Here is a 22,906-nt window from a genome sequence, read left to right on the forward strand (position 1 = left end):
CTCCCGACCAACTCCAAATCCTTACCGGAGTCAGTATGTCGCAATCTAAAATCTCAAATTTAACATCTAAAATGGGATTGAGCGATCGGCGACTTATAGCCGAGAACGGTCAAGTAATAAAGTGTAACTGTATCTTTTGGCACAGCAGCCCCGGGTTTTACATTAAAAATAGTTAAGACTAATTGCGGGTGCAGCCTATCCTTTAAGCCTAAAATTTATGAATCTTAAAATTTACCAGATCATAATTGGAGTGTGGATCGTCTTAATTACAGGAATGTTTTTAGGACGTTTTGAAATCACTATCTCCAACGGTTCAAATCAGTCGAGCGATTGGCCCTCACAAGCCACCGCACATCCCCGCACACCCCCGGTTCCCCCAGTCCCGACAGCTTCTGCAGGCACCGCCAGCGAGTCCAAGCCCGACTCAACACCAACCCCCCCAGAGTCAGAGGAGGAATTGGTTTCCTCAATCCCTTTAGATGCTAAAGCCTCCGGCCTTTTGCGCGTCAGCAACCGCAGCGAACACCCAGTGCGAGTGGCCCTGCTGTCGAAACGGCAAGCCAAGGAATCCTATGGCAAGCCCGCGCACTGGGATTTTGCGCCGGGGGAAGGCGGCGGCAAGGGCCTGATGCTATCGCTGCCCGAGGGCAATTTACAAGTCAAACGGGGAGACATTCTGGTGGTTTTTGCTCAAGATGGTTCTCGCCGCTACTGGGGGCCTTTCGTCGCCGGGGAGACATCCTCGCCGGCTTGGAACAGCACAGCCGGAGAATGGCAGTTAATTTTGCAGCATTAAACCCTTAGCTCCAAGTGCCGAGATTTTGGTCGAGAAACCCGGTTTATAGGGTTTTATTGAGAACGATGCCGCTATGTGAGTTAACCTCGCATAGCGGCATCATTATAAAGAACAGGCTTTCCGGCCTGTTCCACAAAGAGTGAATTTTCTTGTGGGGTGGGCATCCTGCCAGCCCATGAAAGCCTTGTTGAGAATGGTGCAACATCTCTGTTTAACCGGATGCGATCGACTTGGGAGTTTCGAGAATGCGAATCTTTCGGTAGACTCTCTATGCGAGCTAAAATTTTAAATCTAAAATCGCAGGAAGTTTAGGTGAAGGAAGTTATTAAAAGTTTGTCAGAGTTTAGAAATCGCCCGTTAGCGAAGCCCTCGAAGAGGATCGCACCTTTGTTGCTGTCGCTGTTGTGGCTGTGCGCCATCGCCTGGGTGGGTTTCTTGTGGAATCTGGGCAACAGCGGTTTAGTTGACGAAACCGAACCCTTGTTTGCCGAAGCCGCCCGTCAAATGACGGTGACAGGGGATTGGATCACTCCTTATTTCAACGGCGAAACCAGGTTTGACAAGCCGCCGTTGATTTACTGGCTGATGGCGGTGGCTTACCGCATTCTGGGTGTTAACGAATGGGCCGTGCGTCTTCCCTCGGCCTTGTGCGCGATCGGTCTGACTTGCCTGGGATTCTATACCCTACAACAGTTTACTGACTCGAAGGAACAACGAAGAAGGAAGGAGGAAGAAGGAAGAGGGAATGAAGAAGAAGGAAAATTCTTCCCCACTCAAAACTCTAAACTCAAAACTCCCCGTCTTCCTATCTTTCTTTCTACTCCTTGGATTGGTGCTGCCCTAATAGCTTTAAATCCCCAAACTCTTGCCTGGGGACGGACTGGCGTTTCAGATATGCTATTAGTCGGCTGTATGTGTTCGGCACTGCTTGCCTTTTTCCTCGGTTACACTCTAGAAGAACAGAGAGAACAAGCAGAAGTTTCCACCGTTTCCGCTTCCAGATTTCCCAATAAGTGGTATCTGATTTTTTACGTACTAATTGCCTTAGCAATTCTGGCTAAGGGGCCTGTGGGAATTGTCGTGCCAGCGCTGATTGTTGGCAGCTTCGGGCTTTATTTGGGAAATTTTCGGCAACTTTGGCGCGAAATGCGTCCGGTGTCGGGAATCTTGATTATTCTGGCGATCGCGTTGCCTTGGTACATTTTAGTTATTTTAGCCAACGGTCAAACTTATATTGACAGCTTTTTTGGCTATCACAATTTCCAGCGTTTTACTGGAGTAGTGAACAAGCACTCGGCGCCTTGGTATTTTTACTTTTTTGTAGTGCTAGTGGGTTTTGCGCCTTGGTCGATTTATTTGCCTGTGGCGATCGCCCGCACCCGTTTTTGGCAGCGCAGTTACTGGCGTCGTCAACCGCGATCGGCTCAGTTGAGTTTATTTGCCCTATTTTGGTTCGGCTGCATCTTTAGCTTTTTCACGATCGCCGTTACCAAATTGCCGAGTTATGTATTGCCTTTAATCCCCGCCGCTGCGATTTTGGTAACGCTGCTGTGGAGCGATATTATTGCAGGCAATGAACCCGATAACAGGCGGATAAAGTTAGAAAAAAAACCGAATTATTTACCGCGAGGGCTGTTAGCTACATACATTTTCAATGTCGTATTTTTATTAATTATAGCCGGAGCAACTTTCTACTGCTACAACTGGCTCGGAGACGACCCGGCAATGCCCAATTTTCCCCAAGCAATTCAGCAGTCGGGAGTGCTGATTGTCGGCGGTACGATTTGGATAATTACAGCGGTGGCGATCGCACTTTTACTCTGGAAGCGGCAACAGCGCTGGATTTTGGTTGCTAACCTGATCGGGTTAGTAGCATTTATCATCTTTGGTCTTACTCCAGCCTACAAAGTGGTCGATATCAACCGCCAATTACCTCTGAGACAGTTAGCGCAGGTTGCGGTTCAACAAAAACTGCCGGGGGAAGAGTTGCTGATGGTTGGTTTCTGGAAACCAAGTCTGGTTTTTTATACCGAAGGGCCGGTGACTTACTACCGAGCTGTCCAAAAGGCGATCGACTACGTTAAGGAATCTAAAAACCCAACTTCTCCCTCTATTTTGGTGCTGGGATATCCCGAGAAATTTGTGCAATTAGGATTGCAGCCAAATCAATATCAATTGGTGGAGAGTCGGGGCGCTTACCAACTCGCCAGGGTTCCGAGAACCGCGTTTCGCTAGTGTCTATAGTGTGATCTCATACTTGTTAAAGAAGGTAGAAAAATGATTAAAACTAACAATTTTGAACTACTTGCCGTCGAAAGGATTCACGTAGAAGCTTTGTTACGCAATAAAAGCGAGCTTGCAGCAATTTTAAATGTCATATTGCCGAATAGCTGGCCTCATTTCCCGGAAGCATTTTCCCTCCCTGCTGACGAATCTTGCGAATCCAATCCACCTCCAACTGACTGGGGCAACTACTTCTTTCTTCATCCCAAAAATGAAGTGCTTGTCGGCAATGGAGGTTTCAAAGGCTCACCTGATGAGTCGGGGACTATAGAGATAGGTTATGAAATTGCTTCCGAATATTGGAATCGCGGATTTGCAACCGAGGTGGTACAGGGAATGATCGATTATGCTTTCGCTCACGAGGAGGTTAAAGCAGTCATCGCCCACACTTTAGCTGAAAAAAATGCCTCAAATAGGGTGTTGCAAAAAGTGGGAATGAAGTTCATTGTAGAGGTGGACGATCCTGAAGAAGGCAAGATATGGCGATGGCAAATAAGCAGGGATGAATATCATCCGACTTGAACTGTAACGCCGTTTCGCTGTTTAAGTCACTGGTTTTGGCGGTAATTTGAAGGTTCTCGGTTGGAGCATAAAATCTGCCAGATTGAATCAAAGCTATAATCTAGTCACTACCTAAAAGCCGAAGCTCGGAGCCTACAATGGTTTCAATTCTCAACAACCCCTCCTCGTTAATCCATGAGATTTGCCTTGAAAAAGTCGAGGGGTGGAAGTTGTTCAAATTTAGTGAATCGCTGCAACAGCGCCTGGAAAATTTGTTAGAGAAGAAGAAGGCTGATCAACTAATGGCAGAAGAGGTAGCGGAACTCGATGCCATTGGGGAATTAGATCGTATCTTTACCCACATCAATGCAATCATGGTGGCTGAAGATGTCAATCAGTAATCCGACGAGACAGGCGGTTCGAGAAAGAGCGAGGTATTGCTGCGCCAATTGATACTCTGATCAGGTATGATGTTGAAGTTGCGGTACGATTTACTCGACTTAGAAACATAACTTTGGCGAAAGTGCGGTATGATCTATCAATGAGAGTGTTCTTCTACCGCCGTTGTAGTATAATTAATAGTTATATGGCAAGTTCATACTTTAATGGTAAGAAGTCAAATGTCATACTCATCTCTCGCAAACATAGTATTTCCGGTCGGACGAACAGAAGCAAATGTTATATCGCTGCTTGGTACAGCAACTCTACTAAATAGTCCTGGAAAGTTTGTTACGGCGGCCCATGTTACTAATAAAGATGAGCAGAATCTAGTCGTGGTTGTAAAACCTGATAATTCGAGCATTAATGACTATCAAGATACTTCTGATGAGCGAGTTCAGGGAATTCCGGTTCGCATTGAAGCTATTGATCCTTTCACAGATTTGTGTATTTTGTCTGCTGATATTAATGCGTTCTCTAATATATCGATGGGTAGCACAGATCTTCTAAATTTTGGCAGTGTTGTTGATATTTTTGGTTATCCTCACGCAGATCATGGAAGATTGGTACTCACTCATCAACGAACTGAGATCGGTGCACGAATCTTAATTAAAAATGGAATAGTCAAAACCAAGCACGTCGTGCTAAATACTCAGGCTCGCCCAGGTCAATCTGGAAGCCCTATATTCTCTGCATACACTACTACAGTCGTTGCTATTCTCATTGGGTCATATGCTCCGGGTGGTGGAGGCGGTATTTCATTGGGTGGAGTAGATCCGCATACCCTCCATCAGACTACTCATGCGGTCTCTGTTGAGTACGTTAGGGAAATGTTGTAGATATGGAAAATAAATTAGAACAATTATTTCAGGTTGATAATGAAGAGTGGCTCAAAACGCTGCCTAAATACCAAGAAAAAATGATCAAGCAGCTAGTGGATTCCACTAACTCTTACGAAGAGGCAGCAAAACAGTGGCTGAATGCAATGCCAGAGCACACATTCCCATTTGGAACCCAACAAGCGAAAAATCTATCTATTGAAAAAGTCCGGGAGGAAATGGAAAAATTCTTAAGCGGCGATGAAAAATACGCTGATGAACACAAACAGCTACTTTCTTCGTCAGAGGTACTACAAAAAACTCTTGTGAGTTCTGTTTCAGCAGCAATCGCCCCAGTAATAGGTACGGCAGCAGCCTACATCATGCCTGTTGTTGTTCTTGTATTCATGACAATGACTAAGATTGCGGATCAACCCATTGTTATTGCAGGACAGAGTAGCAATGCAGTGTTATTTTCTGAAGCTGACTCGGCATCTGTGCAGGAGACACTGTATCTTCTATCAGTACCAGGGATGCGGGAATCGATTCGGGAAGGAATGGCAACGCCGATCGAGGATTGCGCTAGGGAGTTGGAGTGGTGAATTGGAATCTGGTATATACCAAACAGGCACAGAAAGATGCCAAAAAGCTCGCTTCTAGCAATTTACGAGACAAAGCGCAAGAGTTACTCGACATCATTCAAACCAATCCGTTTCAGAATCCGCCACCCTATGAGAAATTGGTGGGAGATTTGGAAGGTGCATATTCACGGCGAATCAACATTCAGCATCGTCTGGTGTACGAGGTGATTGAGTCCGAGAATACGGTAAAAATTTTGCGGATGTGGACGCATTATGAGTAGTGTTTCTAACAGGTTAACTAATACAGGGGTAGATCGATCGCTCTTTGGAGTGGTGAGGAGAACCCACTAGACGTGCAATAATCAGCCATATTCTCTGGTACGCGATCGCCTGAACCTATGGATGCGCTAATCGGCAAAACTTTACAGGGTGGAAAGTACACCCTCGAACAAGAATTGGGCCGCGGCGGCTTTGGAATAACTTTCAGGGCAAATCACCGCTATTTAGGACAGCCTGTAGTCATTAAAACCCTCAACGAATCTCTGCGGCAGCAACCCAATTTTGCTGAGTTCGATCGCAAGTTTCAAGACGAAGCGAGGCGGTTGGCTTCCTGCGTCCATCCGAATATTGTCCGCGTCAGCGATTTCTTTGTGGAAGACGGGCAGCCTTATATGGTGATGGACTACATTGCCGGTCAGAATTTGGGCGATGTAGTCGGTTCAAATAATCCGCTACCAGAAAATCTCGCAATTCTCTACATCAGTCAAATTGGGGCTGCGTTGAAGGCAGTTCATCAAAAGGGTTTGCTGCACCGAGATGTCAAGCCGCAAAACATTCTTTTGCGCCAAGGTACTCAGGAAGTCGTGCTGATTGATTTTGGCATTGCCCGCGAGTTTACTCCCGGCGCAACCCAAAGTCACACTAATATGGTGTCCGACGGCTACGCGCCCCCAGAACAGTATTTCGCTCAAGGAAAATATACGCCCGCCACAGATGTTTACGGTATGGCGGCGACGCTTTACACCTTACTGACAGCACAAGTGCCGGTGGCTGCAATTTTGCGTACCAGCCAGCCGATGCCTTCACCCCGTGACTTGCGGCCTCAGCTAAGTGCGACTGTCAGCTCTGCGGTGATGCGGGGGATGACGGTAGAAGCTCAAAATCGCCCTGCTAGTGTGGATGAGTGGCTGTCGCTGCTGCATGGGCAGGGGGGTGCAGCGTCGCCGAGCACCGGGCCGACAGTGGCGGTGATTCCGGGACACGGGCCTCAGTCGCCTGCAGGTTCCAGAACAGCGCCTGCTGTGGTGTCTTCTGGGGACAACAACCGCAAGGTTTGGTGGATTTTGGGGTTCGTGACGATCGCACTTATTGTGGCAGGTTTTGTCGGTATTGCTAGGGTTTTCCTCAACCGGCCGTCTTCGGAACCCGCACCAGTCGCCCAGGACGATCGCACTTCGGCCCCTGCAGATCCAGACGCGCGCTCCAGCCCCGCACCCATTCCCGCGCCGACACCAACGCCAGCGCCGACTCGCAGAGAAACACCAGCGCCGGCTGCTGAAACACCAGCGCCGGCTGGTGAAAATCCAGCGCCGGCTGTTGAAACTCCAGCGCCCGCTGCTGAAACTCCAACACCAGCCCCAGCGCCAACACCAGCGCCTTCTCCGGAAGCTGTCGAACCCACACCAACGGAAAAACTTGTTGACAAAGAGTTGCCGCCAGATCGATCGCCCGCACCTAGCGAACAACCGGGAACCAATTATCAGAAGAGTCCCACAATCCCTGGGTATACCGTTGGTACGGCGGAAAGTCAGATTTTATCGGAATTGGGAGAACCCACTGACTCTCAAGCGCGAGGCTATTGGCCGAATACTCGCACGGCACTTTACGAAATATTGCCCAATCGGATTACTCTCGGGTACATTTACGATCGCGATTCGGGCGAGCTAGTACAAACAGAGGGTTCTTTTGCCCAGTCGGTGGACGATTTGGTGGTGCGAACCGCCTTAAACGGGATGGTGGGCGGCGCCAGCCGGGAGATTTTGCAAGGATTGGGCGACGTGCAGCAGCGCCGGAGCAATCGGTTTACGTTTAGGAAGGGTTCGCTTGAAGGGATGATCGAACGCAACGAGCGCGATCGGATTTACATCGGCGTCTGGGACGAAAATTTGCATTAAACTTGGCAGGGCTGACATTTTGCACCCTTGTCAATAAACCTGGGCGGGATCTTCGGCCCACCCCACAGGAAAACTCAACTCTTGTGCCACAGGCCCGAAAGCCTGTTCAAGAAAATGGTGCAAGATGTAAATATTCCAGACTCAGCTTTGTGCCAAAATCCCAAATCCAAAATCTAAAATCGGTTGACTTGACGCAACACGAAATATTGTCTATCATAAAAGAACACACGAGGGGCTGTAATGGTTTCGACAGGGTGGCGAAAGCTGCTCCGTGATGCAGGTCGAGAGGGAGTCTACTCTCGTTAATATCGGCTCAAAAAAAATAGTAAATGCGAACAACATCGTTCCTTTCGCTCGCAAAGCCGTAGCTGTAGCCTAAAAACTTCTTGAGCTTGGTTTAGAGTGTATGCCACCTGACTCCGTTAACGGTAGCATAACAACCCCCAACGGATGCCCTAGCTAAACGTTTCTAGTCGGCTAGCTGGGAAAGCAATCACTAGAAAATCCCCCCATTTGGGATAAAAATGGTTCCCGCCCCGAGGATTAGAGGGGATAAACCTGTGAACGATCGGAAGGTAAATACCCGCTTTGGACGGCAGTTCGATTCTGCCCAGTTCCATAAAAAAAGTGACGTAAAATCAATGGTTTAAGCCATTTGAAAGTTACTTTAAAGCATTAAAAGGGCCCAGAGTTAACTCTGGGCCCTTTTGTTTGGCATTCCATGTTCAATCTAAAACCTAAAATCTAAAATCTAAAATAGATTAGCTGGATCGACTAAGTAAAAATACATAAATTACCCACCCATTAGCTACGCTGCGGACTCATATAATTAGAACTTCACCCTGTCTGTGCGTTCTTGGAGCCTGTCGGGCGATATACTATTAGGCGGTAAAGCATTAAAAATCTTTACAAAGACCCCGATTTCTAAGCCTACTCCTACGAAGGACGGGTGAAAAATTATATGCTGACCGCTCAAAAGCTGGACAAATGAACCCAGGAATTGACTTACAAGGAAGTTTCGTAGAAGCCCTCATGAATTTGGGCTTACCGGCGGACATCGCCCAAGTGCTTTGGCTACCGCTGCCGATGTTGCTGATGATTGTCGCTGCCGTTTTCGGGGTACTCACTAGCGTCTGGCTGGAACGGAAAATTTCCGCCGCCGCTCAACAGCGGGTAGGCCCGGAATTTATCGGCCCTCTGGGAGTGCTAGCACCCGTTGCTGACGGTCTGAAGTTGGTATTCAAAGAAGACATTGTACCGGCCAAAGCTGACGCGCTGCTATTTACCCTAGGCCCGGTAATTGTGGTGATTCCAGTTTTTCTCTCCTACTTAATCGTGCCCTTCGGAGAGCATATGCTGATCGCCGATATCGGGACAGCGATATTTCTGTGGATTGCTCTTTCTAGCATTCAGCCGATCGGCTTGCTGATGTCCGGCTATGCTTCAAACAACAAATACGCCCTCCTCGGAGGACTCAGAGCCGCGGCTCAATCCCTCAGCTACGAAATTCCCCTAGCTTTGGCAGTATTGGCAGTCGTGATGATGTCCAACAGCCTCAGTACGATCGACATCGTACACCAGCAAGCCGGCTACGGCATTGTCGGCTGGAATATCTGGCGCCAACCCGCAGGTTTCCTGATTTTCTGGATTGCAGCACTAGCAGAATGCGAACGCTTGCCCTTTGACCTCCCGGAAGCAGAAGAAGAATTGGTAGCAGGATATCAGACTGAGTACACAGGCATGAAATTTGCTTTGTACTATATCGCTTCCTACGTTAACCTCGTCCTTTCTTGCCTGCTAGTAGCAGTTTTGTACCTCGGCGGCTGGGAATCCCCCATTCCTGTCGAAGTGCTGACAAATGCGCTGGGATTGAGCGAGACGACTCCTTGGTTGCAGGTAATTACTGGCTTGCTGGGCATTACAATGACCATGTTGAAAGCCTACTTTTTCCTGTTTCTGGCAGTTCTACTCCGCTGGACTCTGCCGCGAGTTCGGATCGACCAATTGCTAGATTTGGGATGGAAGTTTTTGCTGCCCGTTGCTTTAGTTAATTTGCTATTGACCGCAGCTTTGAAGCTTGCCTTTCCCTTTGCTTTTGGCGGTTAATTGATAATAGGTAAATGGCAACAGCTAAAAAAAATAGCTGTTAACCAATTACCTATTATCAATTAGCAATTACCAAAAACTCAAGTACAGAGAGAGAACACCATGTTAAAATTCCTCAATCAAGTAGGCGAATACGCCAAAGAAAGTTTTCAAGCTGCTAAGTATATCGGTCAAGGTCTAGGTGTTACTTTTGACCACATGAGACGCCGCCCGATTACGGTGCAGTATCCTTACGAAAAATTAATTCCTTCCGAACGTTTTAGGGGCAGAATTCACTTTGAATTTGACAAGTGCATCTCCTGCGAAGTGTGCGTTCGGGTATGTCCGATCAACTTACCTGTAGTGGATTGGGAATTTAACAAAGAAACCAAGAAGAAACAACTCAAGCACTACAGTATCGATTTCGGTGTTTGTATCTTCTGCGGCAACTGCGTAGAATATTGTCCGACTAATTGTTTGTCGATGACAGAAGAGTATGAGTTAGCCACCTACGAACGTCATGAATTGAATTTTGACAACGTGGCCCTCGGACGTTTACCTTACAAGGTTACAGATGACCCGATGGTGACACCGATGCGCGAATTCGCTTATTTGCCGAAAGGTGCGATCGACCCTCATGAAGTTCCCAGCACCGATCGCCGCGCCGGTCTGCGTCCAGAGGAAATTATCGAAAAGTAGGTAATGGGGCATGGGGCATGGGGCATAGTTAGTAATTAGTGATGAGTGGTTACTTGTTAGTAGTTTTTCTAATAACTAAATAACTACTAACAAATGCCCAAGGCCCCATGCCCAATGTCCCCATGCCCAATTACCAATTCCCAATTACCAATTACCAAAGGATAAAAAATTGTGAATCTAGCTGAAGGGGTTCAAATTGTTTCATTTGGCATACTGTCCGTAATGATGATTGCAGGAGCACTAGGAGTAGTGCTGTTATCCAACATCGTTTACTCAGCTTTTTTGCTGTGCGGCGTATTTACCAGCATTGCCGGCTTGTACTTGTTGCTGAATGCCGACTTTGTAGCAGCAGCGCAGGTATTGATTTATGTTGGCGCTGTTAACGTCTTGATTTTGTTTGCGATTATGTTGGTGAACAAGCGAGAAGATTTCCGCACAATTCCCAACGCTTGGGTGCGTCAAGTAGCAACCGCAGTAGTTTGCGTAGGCTTGTTTGCGCTTTTGGGTACGATGGTGGTGTCTACTCCTTGGACTATTGTGGCAACGACGGGAGCACCGGCAGAAAGTTCGATCGTCACGATCGCCAAACATTTCTTCACCGACTTTTTGCTGCCTTTCGAGTTAGCATCAGTGTTTTTGCTGATGGCAATGGTCGGAGCAATTGTGTTGGCGCGCCGCGATTTTTTCCCGGATGAACTTTCAAAGAAGCTATCCGAAACACCTGCTTTGAGTTTGCCGGAAAGACCTCGCGAATTAGTTTCTGCCGGAGATGTGTCTTCGCCAGAATCTAAATAAAAGTAGTTAGTCTAAATGATTCGTACATTTAAGGTAGGGGGAATTTACCCGTGGTTGCCCCGCTCGGAGGTAGGTAGCTAATAACTACCCCTAGTGTATGAATGATTTAGACACGCTACAGTAGGGTGTTCACTGCACCTATCTCTCTGTCTTGTAGTAATGTTTATTGAGAAAGACTCAAAAAATTTATGCAACTGCAACTCCAGTATTTCCTGTTATTAGCCGCCGCACTTTTCTGTATTGGTATTTACGGTTTGATTACCAGCCGAAATGCAGTGCGCGTGTTGATGTCGATCGAGTTGATGCTGAATGCTGTCAATCTCAATTTGATGGGTTTCTCCAATTATCTCGACCCCGTACAAGTTAAGGGCCAAGTATTTACCGTGTTTGTAGTTACGGTAGCGGCGGCTGAAGCTGCGGTGGGTTTGGCAATTGTTTTGGCGATTTATCGCAACCGCAATACCGTAGACATGGAAGAATTTAACTTGCTGAAGTGGTAATTAATCAATAGTCATCAGTCATCAGTCATCAGTCATTAGCGAGAAACTAATGCAGATTAAAGACTGATGACTAAGGACTAATGACTTCTAGTAATTTCTAGAGTAATTCTACCCCCGAAATCAGGGATGGGGGCCGCAGGTTTCGAGAGTTGTAGTTTAACTTTTTCCACTAACGGTAGTTCTAAAAGCGCTTGAGCAATAGTATCTGCTAGGCGTTCGATTAATAAAAATTTCGACTCTTGGACTAGCTTTTGAATTAGAGTAATTGCGCTGCGGTAATCAAGAGTATGTTGAATATCATCACTTTTTCCAGCTTGCGATAAATCCAGCCAGAGAGTAACATCCACTTCAAACCACTGCCCCAAAACTTGCTCTTCCGGCAGATAGCCCGTATATCCGTAACAGCGAATTCCTGTAAGTTGAATAGAATCCATTTTGCAATAAACTAAAAGTGCGTTGTCTATACCAATTTGTATTAAACCAGATAAAGTTCTCTTTCTCTTCTCTCTCTTTTTTTGCCCTTTTCCTTCTCCCTCTGCGCTCTTTGCGCCCTCTGCGGTTCAATCACTCTTATTCTATCTTAGATTTTATAACTCTCCTCCTTTCTCCAACTTGTCGAGTAAATCCTCAGCAACTTCATACCATTTCCGCCTAATTTCAGCATCTTCTGGCTTTTCTGTCAAGCTGCGCCTTTGTAATTCTGGATATTTATTGTAATATAATTCATCAACTTTTTGATAGAAAATATCTTGATTAATGTTGAGATTTTTGCGCCGTTTACCAATCTTTTCTTGACGAATTATTTCGGCTTCCTCTAAGGATGTATCGGGAGGTTGCTGGCGCGAAGTAAATTTAGGTAAATCCGGCAACTTGGGCAACGTGAAACCAGATTTGACTACACTAAAAGCTAAAATTCCTGGCACCAAAATCACACTTAAACTCCCTAGGGTTTTCCAAGGAATTAACTTGAATGTACTGTTGTGGTTAACAATTTGAGGATTTTGGTGAACAGGAGTATGATTGCTGGTAGCAGTTTGAGTGGTGTTTTTGAAAGGGCGGCCGACAAAGTTCATTGTCACCATTTGGGAAATTATACTGCCAATTTGAGATAGTTTTGGATCTTTGAATGCTTCGCGGACTGCTTTTGCAGATTGGTAGCGATCGCCCGGTTGTTCTGCTAACATCCGATCCAATACCGTGGCTAAATTTGAGCTGACACGGACGTGCGATCGCCAATCCCAAGTTTTATTATTGATATCGTACAATTTTTGAGGCTTTTTGCCGCTTAGCAGTACCAAAGCCGTGACGGCTAAAGCGTACAAATCGCTAGCTGCAGAAACTTTACCCAGTCGCATTTGTTCGGCAGGCGAATAACCCTGTTTGCCGATCGCCGTATCCGATTGTCCGTTAAACTGAAGTACGGCATTGGCTGCGATTTGCTTGACGGAACCGAAATCAATTAAAAAGGGTAGTTTGTCAGCATCATGCTGAATAATATTATCCGGGGAAATATCGCGGTGAATTAAATTTTTTGAGTGGATGTATTCTAAAACTGGTAAAAGCTGAAATAGCAGTTGAGTAACTTCGGCTTCGGTAAAATTTTTACCTTGCTGCTGGCGCGATATCAATATTTCTTCGTAGGTTTGACCGTTGATATAATCTTGTACTAAAAATAAAGATGGATTCCCGCCCAAATCGGTTCGCAGCAGTTCTCGAAAGCGGGGAATTTGCGGGTGTTGGAGGTGGTAAAGCATACTCGCTTCGCGATCGAACAATTCGGCAGCTTTCGGACTGTGAACCACCGGAGAAAACTCTTTGAGCACGCAATGTTCGTTGTAGCGGTTGATATCTTCGGCGAGATAAGTGCGACCGAAGCCGCCCCGGCCCAATTCGCGGAGGATGCGGTAGCGTTTTTCGAGAGTCGAACCAGGGGTGAGGAGGGAGGAGTTAGACATAAACCACGGCAAATTGTTCGATTTGGGGGGTCGCCGAGCACAGTATAGCTTATTGTAGCTAAGTTTGTTTGAATGCGAGGGAAGGAAGGGCGATCGCCCCAGCAATATCAATCCTCTACTCAATAGCTTTAGCGCTCGTTTGATGATGTAGACTCTCCCTCATCATTATCAGAAAAACGACTAAACTAAGCGCTATTTCTGGACTAGCTTTTAACTAGAATTGCTTCTCATTCTGATGTTGTCGTCAAATCGAGGTGAAGTCAACTGGGTGTGCATATTCTGCACAATTGTGTCCCATTAGGTGATTCAGCTTTTGGGGAGATGTCTAATGTTTCTGCTCCCAATGACAACTTGAGTAATTTTACTTAATTCTGTCTGCTCTGGAAATAGCGATCGCCTCTAGGGGCAGTTATACACAATATAAATATTTTGTCAATGCGTAAGTCTTAGAAGTAAGATACTGGGGAGCGGTCTTTTCTGAGAATCAGAAACAATTCTATACATAAATTTGTCAAAAAATGTATGACTCTATGGTGTCGAAGAATAGAATATTTACCAAAGGTAGGAGTCTTCCGTAGAGAAGAGGATAAAGTAGTTATAGGACTAAAGTTTTTTGTAAGAATTTTAATTAATGTAATGTAATAAAAATGACAGGGATTAGCATCTTCGTTCAACTATAATACGTATTGCTGGGCCAAAGACAGCGTAATATTGATATTAACCAAGTACCTGGACAAATTCTAAAAAAGCCTCAGCCAGTTAGTGGATGACTGCAACTCCCAAAGTTCCGTTAGGTCTGCTCTTGGTTCCACTAGGGTAAACGCATCTAATTTCTAAATTCCCATATATAGCGTTTGAGTAGAGACACAAACGCTACAGGTGGAAAAACCGTTCTCAATAAACAACAATAAAGCCAAGTCCGCAGTGCTAAAACCCCTCGTTATTGACAAGATGCGTTTACCCTGTTGGTTCGACCTTTTATCCTAAATATTTTTGGGGGTGTAGGAATAACGGGGTATGTCTCTTTACAGAATGGACAAATAGCTACTCAATAAATTGTCAAACTCCGCCATGAGGCTAGAATACAGATTGACAATTATCCTCATAGCCCTTTAAAAATCAATCATTATCCATTACTTATTAGATTATGAACAAGCCCTTACATCAGCACCTCACAGAACCCATAAATTTAATCGCATTGTTGTTGATTTTTATATTTCCTTTTGCTCTGGTAGTTTATCAATTAATTGCTGAAATTGATATTAAAATTGAATCTACTCAAAAAGAAAAACTCGGCTTGGCTTATAACTCTCCTTTGAAAAATTTGCTTGTCGCTGTTATTGAACACCGCACGCAAGTTAACCAATATTTAAATGGGGACAAGTCTTTAGCCCCTGCGATCGCCACGGCAACACAAAAGATCGAGACGGCAATCCAAAACCTCAATGCAGTGGAAAAACAGCTATCGCCCCACTTTAAAACTAGCCCGCAATGGCTAGCGCTCAAAACTTCCATTAATGGCAACTGGCAGCGATTAAAAAAGCAAAATTTAAACTTATCTCCTACCAAAAGCTGGCAAGAGCATACAAATATTGTTAATGATATCCTCGCTTTAATTGCCCACATCGGAGATGTTTCTAATCTCATTCTCGATCCAGCTTTAGACAGTTATTATTTAATGGATACCGTGATCAAGCAGCTACCATTAACGGTAGAAAATACGGCTCAAGCTAAAGATATAGGTGCAAAAATCGCCGCTCAACACGCTAAACAAAAAATTGCCGACAGCGATAGAGCAAAACTTTTGATTATTCGGAGTTTAATTGCACCGCCTATACAATCAGTAGAAAGAGGCTTGCAAATTTCTGCTAATGCTAATCCGCAAATTCACCGGCAACTATCCACGAGCATGCGCGAAAATTTCAAGGATATCAAAAGATTTATTGACTTACTCGACAAAGATATCATTAATGCCAACAGCATCAACTTACAGCCATTCGTATATATAGCTACAGCCGAAACGGCCCTAAAGTCGCAATTAAACCTTTACGATACAGCTTTTCCACTTTTAGATCGTTTATTGGAACAGCGGCTGAATCAGTTAGTTGGTAGAAAATATCAAATCATCGGGTTTGCACTGCTAGTATTAGCGGTAGTTACTTACGTTTTTCTAGCTTTGATCAGCAACCGCAAAAAGCGCCAGCAATTTGAAAAAGAATTGCAAGCTGCTGAAGCCAAATATCGCAGCATTTTTAACAATTCAATTAATGGAATTTTCCAAATTACGCCAGCCGGCGAATATCTTAGCGCTAATCCAGCCTTGGCTGAAATTTATGGTTATAATTCTCCTGGCGAATTCATTAGCAAATTAACCAATATTAACCAACAACTTTATATAGATCCCAACCGTCGAGAAGAATTTATAAAAATTATAAGCGATCGCGGCAGTATTGCCGACTTTGAATCTCAAGTTTATCGCCGGGACGGTAATATTATTTGGATTTCAGAAAATGCTCGCGCTATTTGTGATGATAATGGCAATATTCTCTACTACGAAGGTACAGTAGAAGACATTACCGAATCCAAACGTGCCGAACAAGAAATTTATGCCGCTAAAGAAGCAGCAGAAAATGCCAACAAAGCCAAAAGCGAGTTTCTGGCTAACATGAGTCACGAACTGCGAACCCCACTCAACGGGATCTTAGGCTATGCCCAAATCCTCAAACGTTCTGTAAAACTAGGAGAACACGAACAAAATAGCATTGACATTATCTACCAGTGCGGTTCTCACCTGCTAACTTTGATTAACGATATTCTCGATCTGTCTAAAATAGAAGCTCAGAAAATGGAACTCTACCCTACAGAATTTCATTTTCCCGCTTTTCTACAAGCCGTTGCCGAAATTTGTCGCATTCGCGCCGAACAAAAAAGTCTCAAATTTAGCTACCAACCCGATCCCGATTTACCCATTGCCATTCACGCCGACGAAAAACGCTTGCGACAAGCATTAATTAACCTCCTTGGTAACGCCATCAAATTTACCAAAATAGGAGACATAAGTTTTAGTGTCAGTTTAATTGAAAAAAATATTAATTGTTCCAATCAAAACCGCTATAAAATTCGCTTCAGTGTCAAAGATACAGGAATAGGAATTAAACCAGAAGAAATCGCCAAAATATTTTTACCTTTTGAACAAGTTGGATCTCGCAAAAATCAAGCAGAAGGAACGGGATTAGGACTGGCAATCACTCAAAAAATCATTCAATTAATGGGCAGTACCATTCAAGTCACCAGTCAATTACAAATGGGCAGTATTTTTGGGTTTGATTTAGATTTATTAGAAGCCACAGAATGGGTTAATACAAGTTCTCAAACTGACAGAGGTAAAATTATTGGATTTAAAGCAGATACCCAAAAAATTCTCGTGATTGACGATCGTTGGGAAAATCGCTCGGTCATTGTTAATTTACTGACTCCTCTAGGATTTGAAGTAATAGAAGCGACCAGCGGTAAACAAGGATTGAACATAGCAACTCAGGCTAAACCAAATTTAGTAATTACAGATTTAGTTATGCCAGAAATGGATGGATTTCAATTGATGGAATACTGGAAAACAAGCTTAGAATTAAAAGATATTAAAATAATTGTTTCTTCAGCGAGTGTTTTTGAAACAGACCAAAATCAAAGCTTACAAGCGGGAGCAGTTGACTTTTTAGCCAAACCTGTTCAAGCTGAAGAACTTTTAGAAAAGTTAGAACTTCATTTACAAATAGAGTGGATTTATGAAGCTGTATCATTGATGCCTTCAGGAAGAAAACCCAATTACGATAAAATTGTTCCTCCTCCTCCAGAAGCATTAGATAAACTGTTTAATTTGGCTTTGCGAGGTAATTTGAAAGAGATTATAAAACAGACAGAAACTCTTGAAAAAACCGATCCCAAATATATGTCATTTGCGTCAAAATTGCGGCAGTTAGCTAAAGACTTTCAAGAGAAAAAAATCTTGGAAATGCTCACTCAATACAAGGAAATAAATTTATGAACAATTTAAGGTCTTACTCAAATACAATTTTGGTAGTGGATGATGTCCCTGCTAATTTAAAAATCTTATCGGATTTCCTCAGTGAAGCTAGTTTTGAGGTTTTGGTAGCTCAAGATGGAGAAAGTGCTATCCAAAAAATAAATTATGTGATTCCCGATCTAATTTTATTAGATATAATGATGCCCGGAATAAACGGATTTGAAACTTATGAACGCTTGAAAGTAAACCCCCTATACAGTAAAATTCCTGTAATTTTTATTACGGCTCTTTCGGAAACAGATAATGTTGTCAAAGGTTTGTCTTTAGGAGCTGTAGATTATATTATTAAACCTTTTCAAAAAGAAGAGGTTTTAGCGAGAATTAAAACTCATTTAGATCTGAGGCATTTAACTCAAACTATTGAATCTCAAAATCAGCATTTATTACAAGAAATTGCGGAACATGCCAAGGCTCGTGCAGACTTAAAACAGCTAAATCAAGAATTGGGAATCCGAGTCAAAGAACGAACAGCAGAACTGTCTAAAACGCTGCAAGACTTGTACAGAAGTCAAGCTCAATTGGAGCATAATGCCTTCCATGACTCCTTAACAGGTTTGCCAAATCGAGACTGGTTGATTAAGCAATTGCAGGAGTTAATTACAGCAAATACAAGTTATTCTGTTTTGTTTGTTGACTTAGATCGTTTTAAAGTTATCAATGATAGCCTAGGACATTTAGCAGGAGACGAGCTACTAAAGTGCGTAGCCAAGCGGATGCAAGGGTGTTTAAAACCTACCCAAATAGCAACGCGAATGGGGGGGGATGAATTTGTTATTTTAGTAGAAAGAGAAACTGGAACTTCAGTCGCTCAAAAATTATTAGAACAGTTTAAGTTACCCTTTAATTTTAATGGATATGAAGCGGTCGTAGAAGCGAGTATTGGTATAACTTCTAGTGCAATGAATTATCAACAACCGATGGAGATCCTTAGAGATGTGGATATTGCAATGTATCGAGCCAAAAAGCAGGGAAGTGGTAACTATCAGGTTTTCGATCCGCAGATGCAAGCGGATGCGAGCGCACGCCTCGAACTGGAGCAAGATTTGCGAAAAGCGATCTCTAAACAAGAATTTTGCTTGTACTATCAACCTATTGTTTCCCTCATTACTGAAGAAATTAAAGGTTTTGAAGCTTTAATCCGCTGGAATCATCCCAAAGGCATGATTTCACCCGATCAGTTTATCCCTGTTGCTGAAGAAACAGGATTAATTAATCCTTTAGGTTGGTGGATTTTACTGGAAGCTTGCAGCCAGTTAAGACGTTGGCAAGATGAATTGCCTGGCCTGCCTTTGAAAATGAACGTTAACTTTTCTCCCATTCAATTCCAGCAGGTTAATTTATTTGAACAAATTGCAGAAATTTTACAACAAACTGGGATAAATAAAAACACTTTAAATATAGAAATTACTGAAAGTTGTCTATTAAAAACAACAAATTTAAACTTTGAATTTTTAAAAGCTATGGGTGTTGGTATATGTATCGATGATTTTTGTACTGGCTACTCTTCATTAAGTTTACTCCAAGATTTGCCAATTGATACTTTAAAAATCGATCGTTCCTTTTTGCAAAACCTGGCTCGAAATCCCAACGATACAAGTTTAATTCAAACAATTATATTATTAGGTAAAAATTTAAATATGGAAATTGTTGCTGAAGGATTGGAAACTCAAGAACAAATAGAAATTATTCGAGAACTAGGATGTATTTTCGGACAAGGTTACTTTTTTTCTCGCCCGTTAGATAGTCATAACGCCACGCGGTTTATAGGCTTATAATTGAATCGCGTTATTTTCAACCATCAATTTGATTTTTGTTATCGGCTTTGTAATCGTTGATAAATAACCGTAATTGTTTTTCCTGAAAGCTTGCAGCCAATTCACCTACCCGTTCGGCAAAGGGAATATATTTTGCATCCATTTTTTTTAACTGTTCAACTTGTTGAGTCACTGCTTTTAAATTACCTCTCATAACCAAATCGTATAAAATTACCAGTTCTTCATCTGGTGGAGGGACTAACAAAGAAGCTGAATCCGATCGCACGGATTGATTGACATTTTGATTGAGGTGAGGTGACTCTTGATATACCCAAGATATCTCTAAATGTTTTTGTAGCAATACAAATAACTCAGCCGCCTGTACGGGTTTGGGTAAAAAAGCATTTGCGCCCATATCTAAACTCTTATGCTGATCAGCTTCAAACACGCTAGCTGAAGAAACGATAATGATTAAATCTTGAAATTTAGGTTGAGAGCGGAGACGACTTACTAACTCGAAACCATCCATTTCTGGCATGACTAAATCAGTAATAATGGCATTGAATTGGGTACGCTCGACTTGTTTTAAAGCTTCTTTGGCATTAGCAGCTTCTAGCACTTCAAAGCCAAGGGGTGCTAACAAATTAACCAGCACCAAGCGATTTTCCCACTTATCGTCAACTGCGAGAATTTTCAATTTAGTTCCTTGATAACCAGCGATCGCAGCTTGTAGCTGAATTGCCGATTCCCATTGACTAGCAGAAGGTAAATCTAAATCAAACCAAAATCGGCTGCCAGCATTTAACTGACTGACCACTCGAATACTACTCCCCATCATTTCGATAATTTTTAAGCTAATTGCCAATCCCAAACCTGTCCCTTCTGCCATTTTATTGGTATCACCTACCTGTTCAAAAGGTTTAAAAATTTTCTGCATTTGCTCTTCGCCGATACCCACTCCAGTATCTTCAATTTGAAAGCGGATAGTGTTGAGGGCGTTTAATTCATTTGGGTTAGGTTCTAAGGCTACTGATTTTATGAGTTGAACTTTGAAAGTAACGCCCCCTCGATCGGTGAATTTTACAGCATTACCTAAAAGATTAATTAAAATCTGCCTTAAGCGTTTTTCATCCCCTTGCACGTTGGTGGGTAAGGAAGAGTCAAATTGACAAATAAAACTGATGGCTTTTTGTTCCGATCGGAGGCGAAAGATTTGGCTAACATCTTCTAAAAATGCCCAAAAATGAAATGGCGTCGGGTAAAGTTCTATTCTGCTAGCTTCGATTTTAGAAAAGTCGAGGATGTCGTTAATTAAAGTGAGCAAATGAGAGCCACACTGATGAATAATTTTCACACCGCTCATATCTTGAGAGTCTAAATTTTTTGAACGCATGAGGATTTGAGCGTAGCCCAATATACCGTTTAGGGGTGTGCGAAGTTCGTGGCTCATGTTGGCCAAAAATTCGCTTTTGGCTTTGTTCGCAGCGTCGGCAGCTTCCTTGGCTATTTGCAGTTCTATTTCCGTTTGTTTGCGATCGGTAAGATCGGTGTGAGAGCCGACTAAACGTAGGGGTTTGCCTTCCGCATCCCGCTCGACAACCCGACCTCGCGATAGTATCCACCTGTAGCTACCGTTTTTGTGCCGCATCTGAAATTCCAAACTATAAGGTTCGTTACTTCCACTTTTTAAATAGTCTTCTAAAGAGTCTAATATCGGCTGTAAATTATCGGGGTTAACCAGTGTTTCCCAAGAGCTAAATAGGTTAAGAATTTCGTTGTCTTCATAGCCTAGCATGGCTTTCCATTGCGGTGAAAAATAGATAATGTTTGTTTTGATTCGCCAGTCCCAGATGCCTTCATTAACGCTTTCTAGAGTTAATTGATACCTTTCTTCGTTTTGCCGGAGTGTCTCTTGTATCTGTTGGCGATCGCCCATTTCTTGCTCGAATGCTTGAGTTCTTTCTGCGACTTTTTGTTCTAAGGAGTACGAATAATCTTCTAATTGTGCGTAGGACTGCTTGAGTTGCTGGCTCATTAAATTGAAAGAAGTCGCTAAAGCGCTCATTTCTTTAACGGAGGAAGCCGTTACTTTTTGCTCGAAGTCGCCGTCAGCGATCGCGCTTGTGGCTTTACCCAAACGCCGAATCGGTCGGGCTATCCATTCAGAAGTCACAATTCCCAAAACAGTTGCCAAAAATAGTGCCAAAAGACATAATAAAATAGTCGTATGTCTACTCCTGTTAATTTGTTCCATAAAATCATTTTCTGGAACCGCAATTACAATTAACCAATCAATACCTTTACCATCTTGAAAAGGAACAACTTGTACGAATTGTTTTTGTCCGTTTACTAAAAACTCTAACTGCTGAGAAGTTTTAATTTCATTGAGATTGTTAAATCGCTCTGTTAAATATTTTGCAGTAGCTTTGGTTAAAATATCTTTGCTGTCAGTGGCTGGAAATCTTTGCCTATTTCGGTATGGTTTTTCTGATGTGGAAGTTGCCACTAGCATTCCGCTTCGCTCGATAATAAAAGTTTGTCCTGTTTTTCCAACTTTTAGAGTTTGCAAAAAATTCCCAATTAGGGATAAACGTAGAGTAGTTAACAAGACACCAGTAGCTTTTCCATTTTTATCAAAAACTGGTTGTCCTGCTGTCATTATAGGGGTAATAATAAGTTCACCAAAATGTATTTTAGTCCAGGTAGGTTTGCCAGCTTCCATGCTTTCTTTGTAAGCTGTAATTCTTCGGGGATCGAAATTTTTAACCACTTTGATTAATTTTATTCTTTCTCCTTGACTACCAGCCAAATACATGAATACTTGGTTCGGCTTGGTTGGACTTGTTGCTTGAAGAACTCGCTTTCTTTCATCGTTAGTAATAATAGATACACCTTTGCCTTTTTCATTGATAATTGTCAGACCATCTACGCTATTAAAGCGATTTTTTTGTTTCCCAAAATGACGCTCCCATACTGTCAGGTTGTCTAGGCTAAATTGACCAAGACTAATAGCATCTGCATTAATTTGATTAACTAAATGGGGAACCGCTAGATAGGTATGCAAATTCTGCTCAATTCTCGTGGCAATTTCACGGCGTAACTGTGCCGCTACATCATTCACAGCTTTCTGTCCATTTTGTAACGAAAAATATCCGGTTAACCCTACGGCTGTAAAGATTTGTAAAACAAAAGGAACAATTAAGACACGGCGTAGCGGCATTTTGCGGAATTTAGAAACATTTGTATACATAACTTTCTAATAATAATGTATTTGTCTATACTATAGAGCCAGAGAATCTTCACCAGACGTAGGACTCTTCTGTAGAGAAAGGATAGGAAAGCCATAAGACTAGAGTGCGTTACAAAAACTTTACGTTAAAATAAAAAAGATTACATTGCTTAGCATCCTCGTTGAACTATAATATGATGATACACTAATGGGACAA

Annotated in this window: 17 protein-coding genes and 1 other RNA gene; 15 read left to right on the top strand and 3 right to left on the bottom strand. The window is 43.2% G+C overall.

Annotated elements, in window-relative coordinates:
* Nucleotides 1-217 precede the first annotated feature (217 nt).
* The 13 genes from QUB33_RS13670 (at nucleotide 218) to nuoK (ending at nucleotide 11,670) form a co-directional block, all read left to right on the top strand.
* Nucleotides 218-796 (top strand): hypothetical protein, encoded by a 579-nt coding sequence (locus tag QUB33_RS13670; RefSeq protein ID WP_333351178.1) that lies wholly within the window; start codon nucleotides 218-220, stop codon nucleotides 794-796.
* Nucleotides 797-1,108: 312 nt separating this feature from the next.
* Nucleotides 1,109-3,031, top strand: a complete 1,923-nt coding sequence (locus tag QUB33_RS13675; RefSeq protein WP_333351179.1) for a glycosyltransferase family 39 protein — start codon at nucleotides 1,109-1,111, stop codon at nucleotides 3,029-3,031.
* 42 nt (nucleotides 3,032-3,073) lie between these two features.
* The gene (locus tag QUB33_RS13680) at nucleotides 3,074-3,601 is read left to right on the top strand and encodes a GNAT family N-acetyltransferase (protein WP_333351180.1); all 528 of its coding nucleotides are present in this window, start codon (nucleotides 3,074-3,076) and stop codon (nucleotides 3,599-3,601) included.
* A 137-nt stretch (nucleotides 3,602-3,738) separates the two neighbouring features.
* On the top strand, nucleotides 3,739-3,981 hold the full coding sequence (locus QUB33_RS13685; RefSeq protein ID WP_333351181.1) for a hypothetical protein: 243 nt from the start codon (nucleotides 3,739-3,741) through the stop codon (nucleotides 3,979-3,981).
* A 219-nt stretch (nucleotides 3,982-4,200) separates the two neighbouring features.
* The gene (locus tag QUB33_RS13690; protein WP_333351182.1) at nucleotides 4,201-4,857 is read left to right on the top strand and encodes a serine protease; all 657 of its coding nucleotides are present in this window, start codon (nucleotides 4,201-4,203) and stop codon (nucleotides 4,855-4,857) included.
* Nucleotides 4,858-4,859: 2 nt separating this feature from the next.
* Nucleotides 4,860-5,438 carry a hypothetical protein gene (locus tag QUB33_RS13695; protein WP_333351183.1) on the top strand — a complete coding sequence of 193 codons (579 nt, stop codon included), beginning with the start codon at nucleotides 4,860-4,862 and terminating at the stop codon, nucleotides 5,436-5,438.
* Nucleotides 5,435-5,698 (top strand): Txe/YoeB family addiction module toxin, encoded by a 264-nt coding sequence (locus QUB33_RS13700; protein ID WP_006632711.1) that lies wholly within the window; start codon nucleotides 5,435-5,437, stop codon nucleotides 5,696-5,698. The genes QUB33_RS13695 and QUB33_RS13700 overlap by 4 nt, the downstream gene beginning before the upstream one ends.
* 117 nt (nucleotides 5,699-5,815) lie before the next feature.
* Complete coding sequence (locus QUB33_RS13705) at nucleotides 5,816-7,591, top strand: serine/threonine-protein kinase (RefSeq protein ID WP_333351184.1); 1,776 nt, start codon at nucleotides 5,816-5,818, stop codon at nucleotides 7,589-7,591.
* 231 nt (nucleotides 7,592-7,822) lie between these two features.
* Nucleotides 7,823-8,213: a transfer-messenger RNA gene (gene ssrA, locus QUB33_RS13710) on the top strand.
* Between the two features lie 365 nt (nucleotides 8,214-8,578).
* Nucleotides 8,579-9,697 carry an NADH-quinone oxidoreductase subunit NuoH gene (nuoH, locus tag QUB33_RS13715; RefSeq protein WP_333351185.1) on the top strand — a complete coding sequence of 373 codons (1,119 nt, stop codon included), beginning with the start codon at nucleotides 8,579-8,581 and terminating at the stop codon, nucleotides 9,695-9,697.
* A 102-nt stretch (nucleotides 9,698-9,799) separates the two neighbouring features.
* A complete protein-coding gene (ndhI, locus tag QUB33_RS13720; protein ID WP_333351186.1) occupies nucleotides 9,800-10,375 on the top strand; it encodes an NAD(P)H-quinone oxidoreductase subunit I in 576 nt (191 codons plus the stop codon).
* Nucleotides 10,376-10,546: 171 nt separating this feature from the next.
* Nucleotides 10,547-11,170, top strand: a complete 624-nt coding sequence (locus tag QUB33_RS13725) for an NADH-quinone oxidoreductase subunit J (protein ID WP_190662828.1) — start codon at nucleotides 10,547-10,549, stop codon at nucleotides 11,168-11,170.
* Nucleotides 11,171-11,364: 194 nt separating this feature from the next.
* Nucleotides 11,365-11,670, top strand: coding sequence for an NADH-quinone oxidoreductase subunit NuoK (nuoK, locus tag QUB33_RS13730; protein WP_199292736.1), 306 nt, complete (start codon nucleotides 11,365-11,367; stop codon nucleotides 11,668-11,670).
* A gap of 77 nt (nucleotides 11,671-11,747) precedes the next feature.
* Here the strand turns inward: nuoK and folB are convergent, their stop codons facing one another.
* Nucleotides 11,748-12,104, bottom strand: coding sequence for a dihydroneopterin aldolase (gene folB, locus QUB33_RS13735; protein WP_190662829.1), 357 nt, complete (start codon nucleotides 12,102-12,104; stop codon nucleotides 11,748-11,750).
* 153 nt (nucleotides 12,105-12,257) lie between these two features.
* Nucleotides 12,258-13,625, bottom strand: coding sequence for a serine/threonine-protein kinase (locus tag QUB33_RS13740; protein ID WP_333351187.1), 1,368 nt, complete (start codon nucleotides 13,623-13,625; stop codon nucleotides 12,258-12,260).
* 1,147 nt (nucleotides 13,626-14,772) lie between these two features.
* Here QUB33_RS13740 and QUB33_RS13745 point away from each other — a divergent pair.
* Nucleotides 14,773-17,667, top strand: coding sequence for an ATP-binding protein (locus QUB33_RS13745; RefSeq protein ID WP_333351188.1), 2,895 nt, complete (start codon nucleotides 14,773-14,775; stop codon nucleotides 17,665-17,667).
* Nucleotides 17,664-19,481 (top strand): EAL domain-containing protein, encoded by a 1,818-nt coding sequence (locus QUB33_RS13750; protein ID WP_333351189.1) that lies wholly within the window; start codon nucleotides 17,664-17,666, stop codon nucleotides 19,479-19,481. Before QUB33_RS13745 ends, QUB33_RS13750 begins: the two co-directional genes overlap by 4 nt.
* A 16-nt stretch (nucleotides 19,482-19,497) precedes the next feature.
* Here QUB33_RS13750 and QUB33_RS13755 read toward each other — a convergent pair whose 3' ends face one another.
* Nucleotides 19,498-22,710, bottom strand: coding sequence for an ATP-binding protein (locus QUB33_RS13755; protein ID WP_333351190.1), 3,213 nt, complete (start codon nucleotides 22,708-22,710; stop codon nucleotides 19,498-19,500).
* Nucleotides 22,711-22,906: the final 196 nt, after the last annotated feature.

Origin of the sequence: Microcoleus sp. B3-A4, assembly GCF_036705385.1 — a bacterium.
Taxonomy (GTDB): domain Bacteria; phylum Cyanobacteriota; class Cyanobacteriia; order Cyanobacteriales; family Microcoleaceae; genus Microcoleus.

What these genes read in the sequence shown, in the direction of transcription:
- ndhI (WP_333351186.1), top strand. Translation starts at nt 9,800, where the DNA reads ATGTTAAAATTCCTCAATCAAGTAGGCGAATACGCCAAAGAAAGTTTT.
- QUB33_RS13680 (WP_333351180.1), top strand. Translation starts at nt 3,074, where the DNA reads ATGATTAAAACTAACAATTTTGAACTACTTGCCGTCGAAAGGATTCAC.
- QUB33_RS13705 (WP_333351184.1), top strand. Translation starts at nt 5,816, where the DNA reads ATGGATGCGCTAATCGGCAAAACTTTACAGGGTGGAAAGTACACCCTC.
- QUB33_RS13755 (WP_333351190.1), bottom strand. Translation starts at nt 22,710, where the DNA reads ATGTATACAAATGTTTCTAAATTCCGCAAAATGCCGCTACGCCGTGTC.
- QUB33_RS13695 (WP_333351183.1), top strand. Translation starts at nt 4,860, where the DNA reads ATGGAAAATAAATTAGAACAATTATTTCAGGTTGATAATGAAGAGTGG.
- QUB33_RS13685 (WP_333351181.1), top strand. Translation starts at nt 3,739, where the DNA reads ATGGTTTCAATTCTCAACAACCCCTCCTCGTTAATCCATGAGATTTGC.
- QUB33_RS13745 (WP_333351188.1), top strand. Translation starts at nt 14,773, where the DNA reads ATGAACAAGCCCTTACATCAGCACCTCACAGAACCCATAAATTTAATC.
- QUB33_RS13690 (WP_333351182.1), top strand. Translation starts at nt 4,201, where the DNA reads ATGTCATACTCATCTCTCGCAAACATAGTATTTCCGGTCGGACGAACA.
- folB (WP_190662829.1), bottom strand. Translation starts at nt 12,104, where the DNA reads ATGGATTCTATTCAACTTACAGGAATTCGCTGTTACGGATATACGGGC.
- QUB33_RS13740 (WP_333351187.1), bottom strand. Translation starts at nt 13,625, where the DNA reads ATGTCTAACTCCTCCCTCCTCACCCCTGGTTCGACTCTCGAAAAACGC.
- QUB33_RS13750 (WP_333351189.1), top strand. Translation starts at nt 17,664, where the DNA reads ATGAACAATTTAAGGTCTTACTCAAATACAATTTTGGTAGTGGATGAT.
- nuoH (WP_333351185.1), top strand. Translation starts at nt 8,579, where the DNA reads ATGAACCCAGGAATTGACTTACAAGGAAGTTTCGTAGAAGCCCTCATG.
- QUB33_RS13670 (WP_333351178.1), top strand. Translation starts at nt 218, where the DNA reads ATGAATCTTAAAATTTACCAGATCATAATTGGAGTGTGGATCGTCTTA.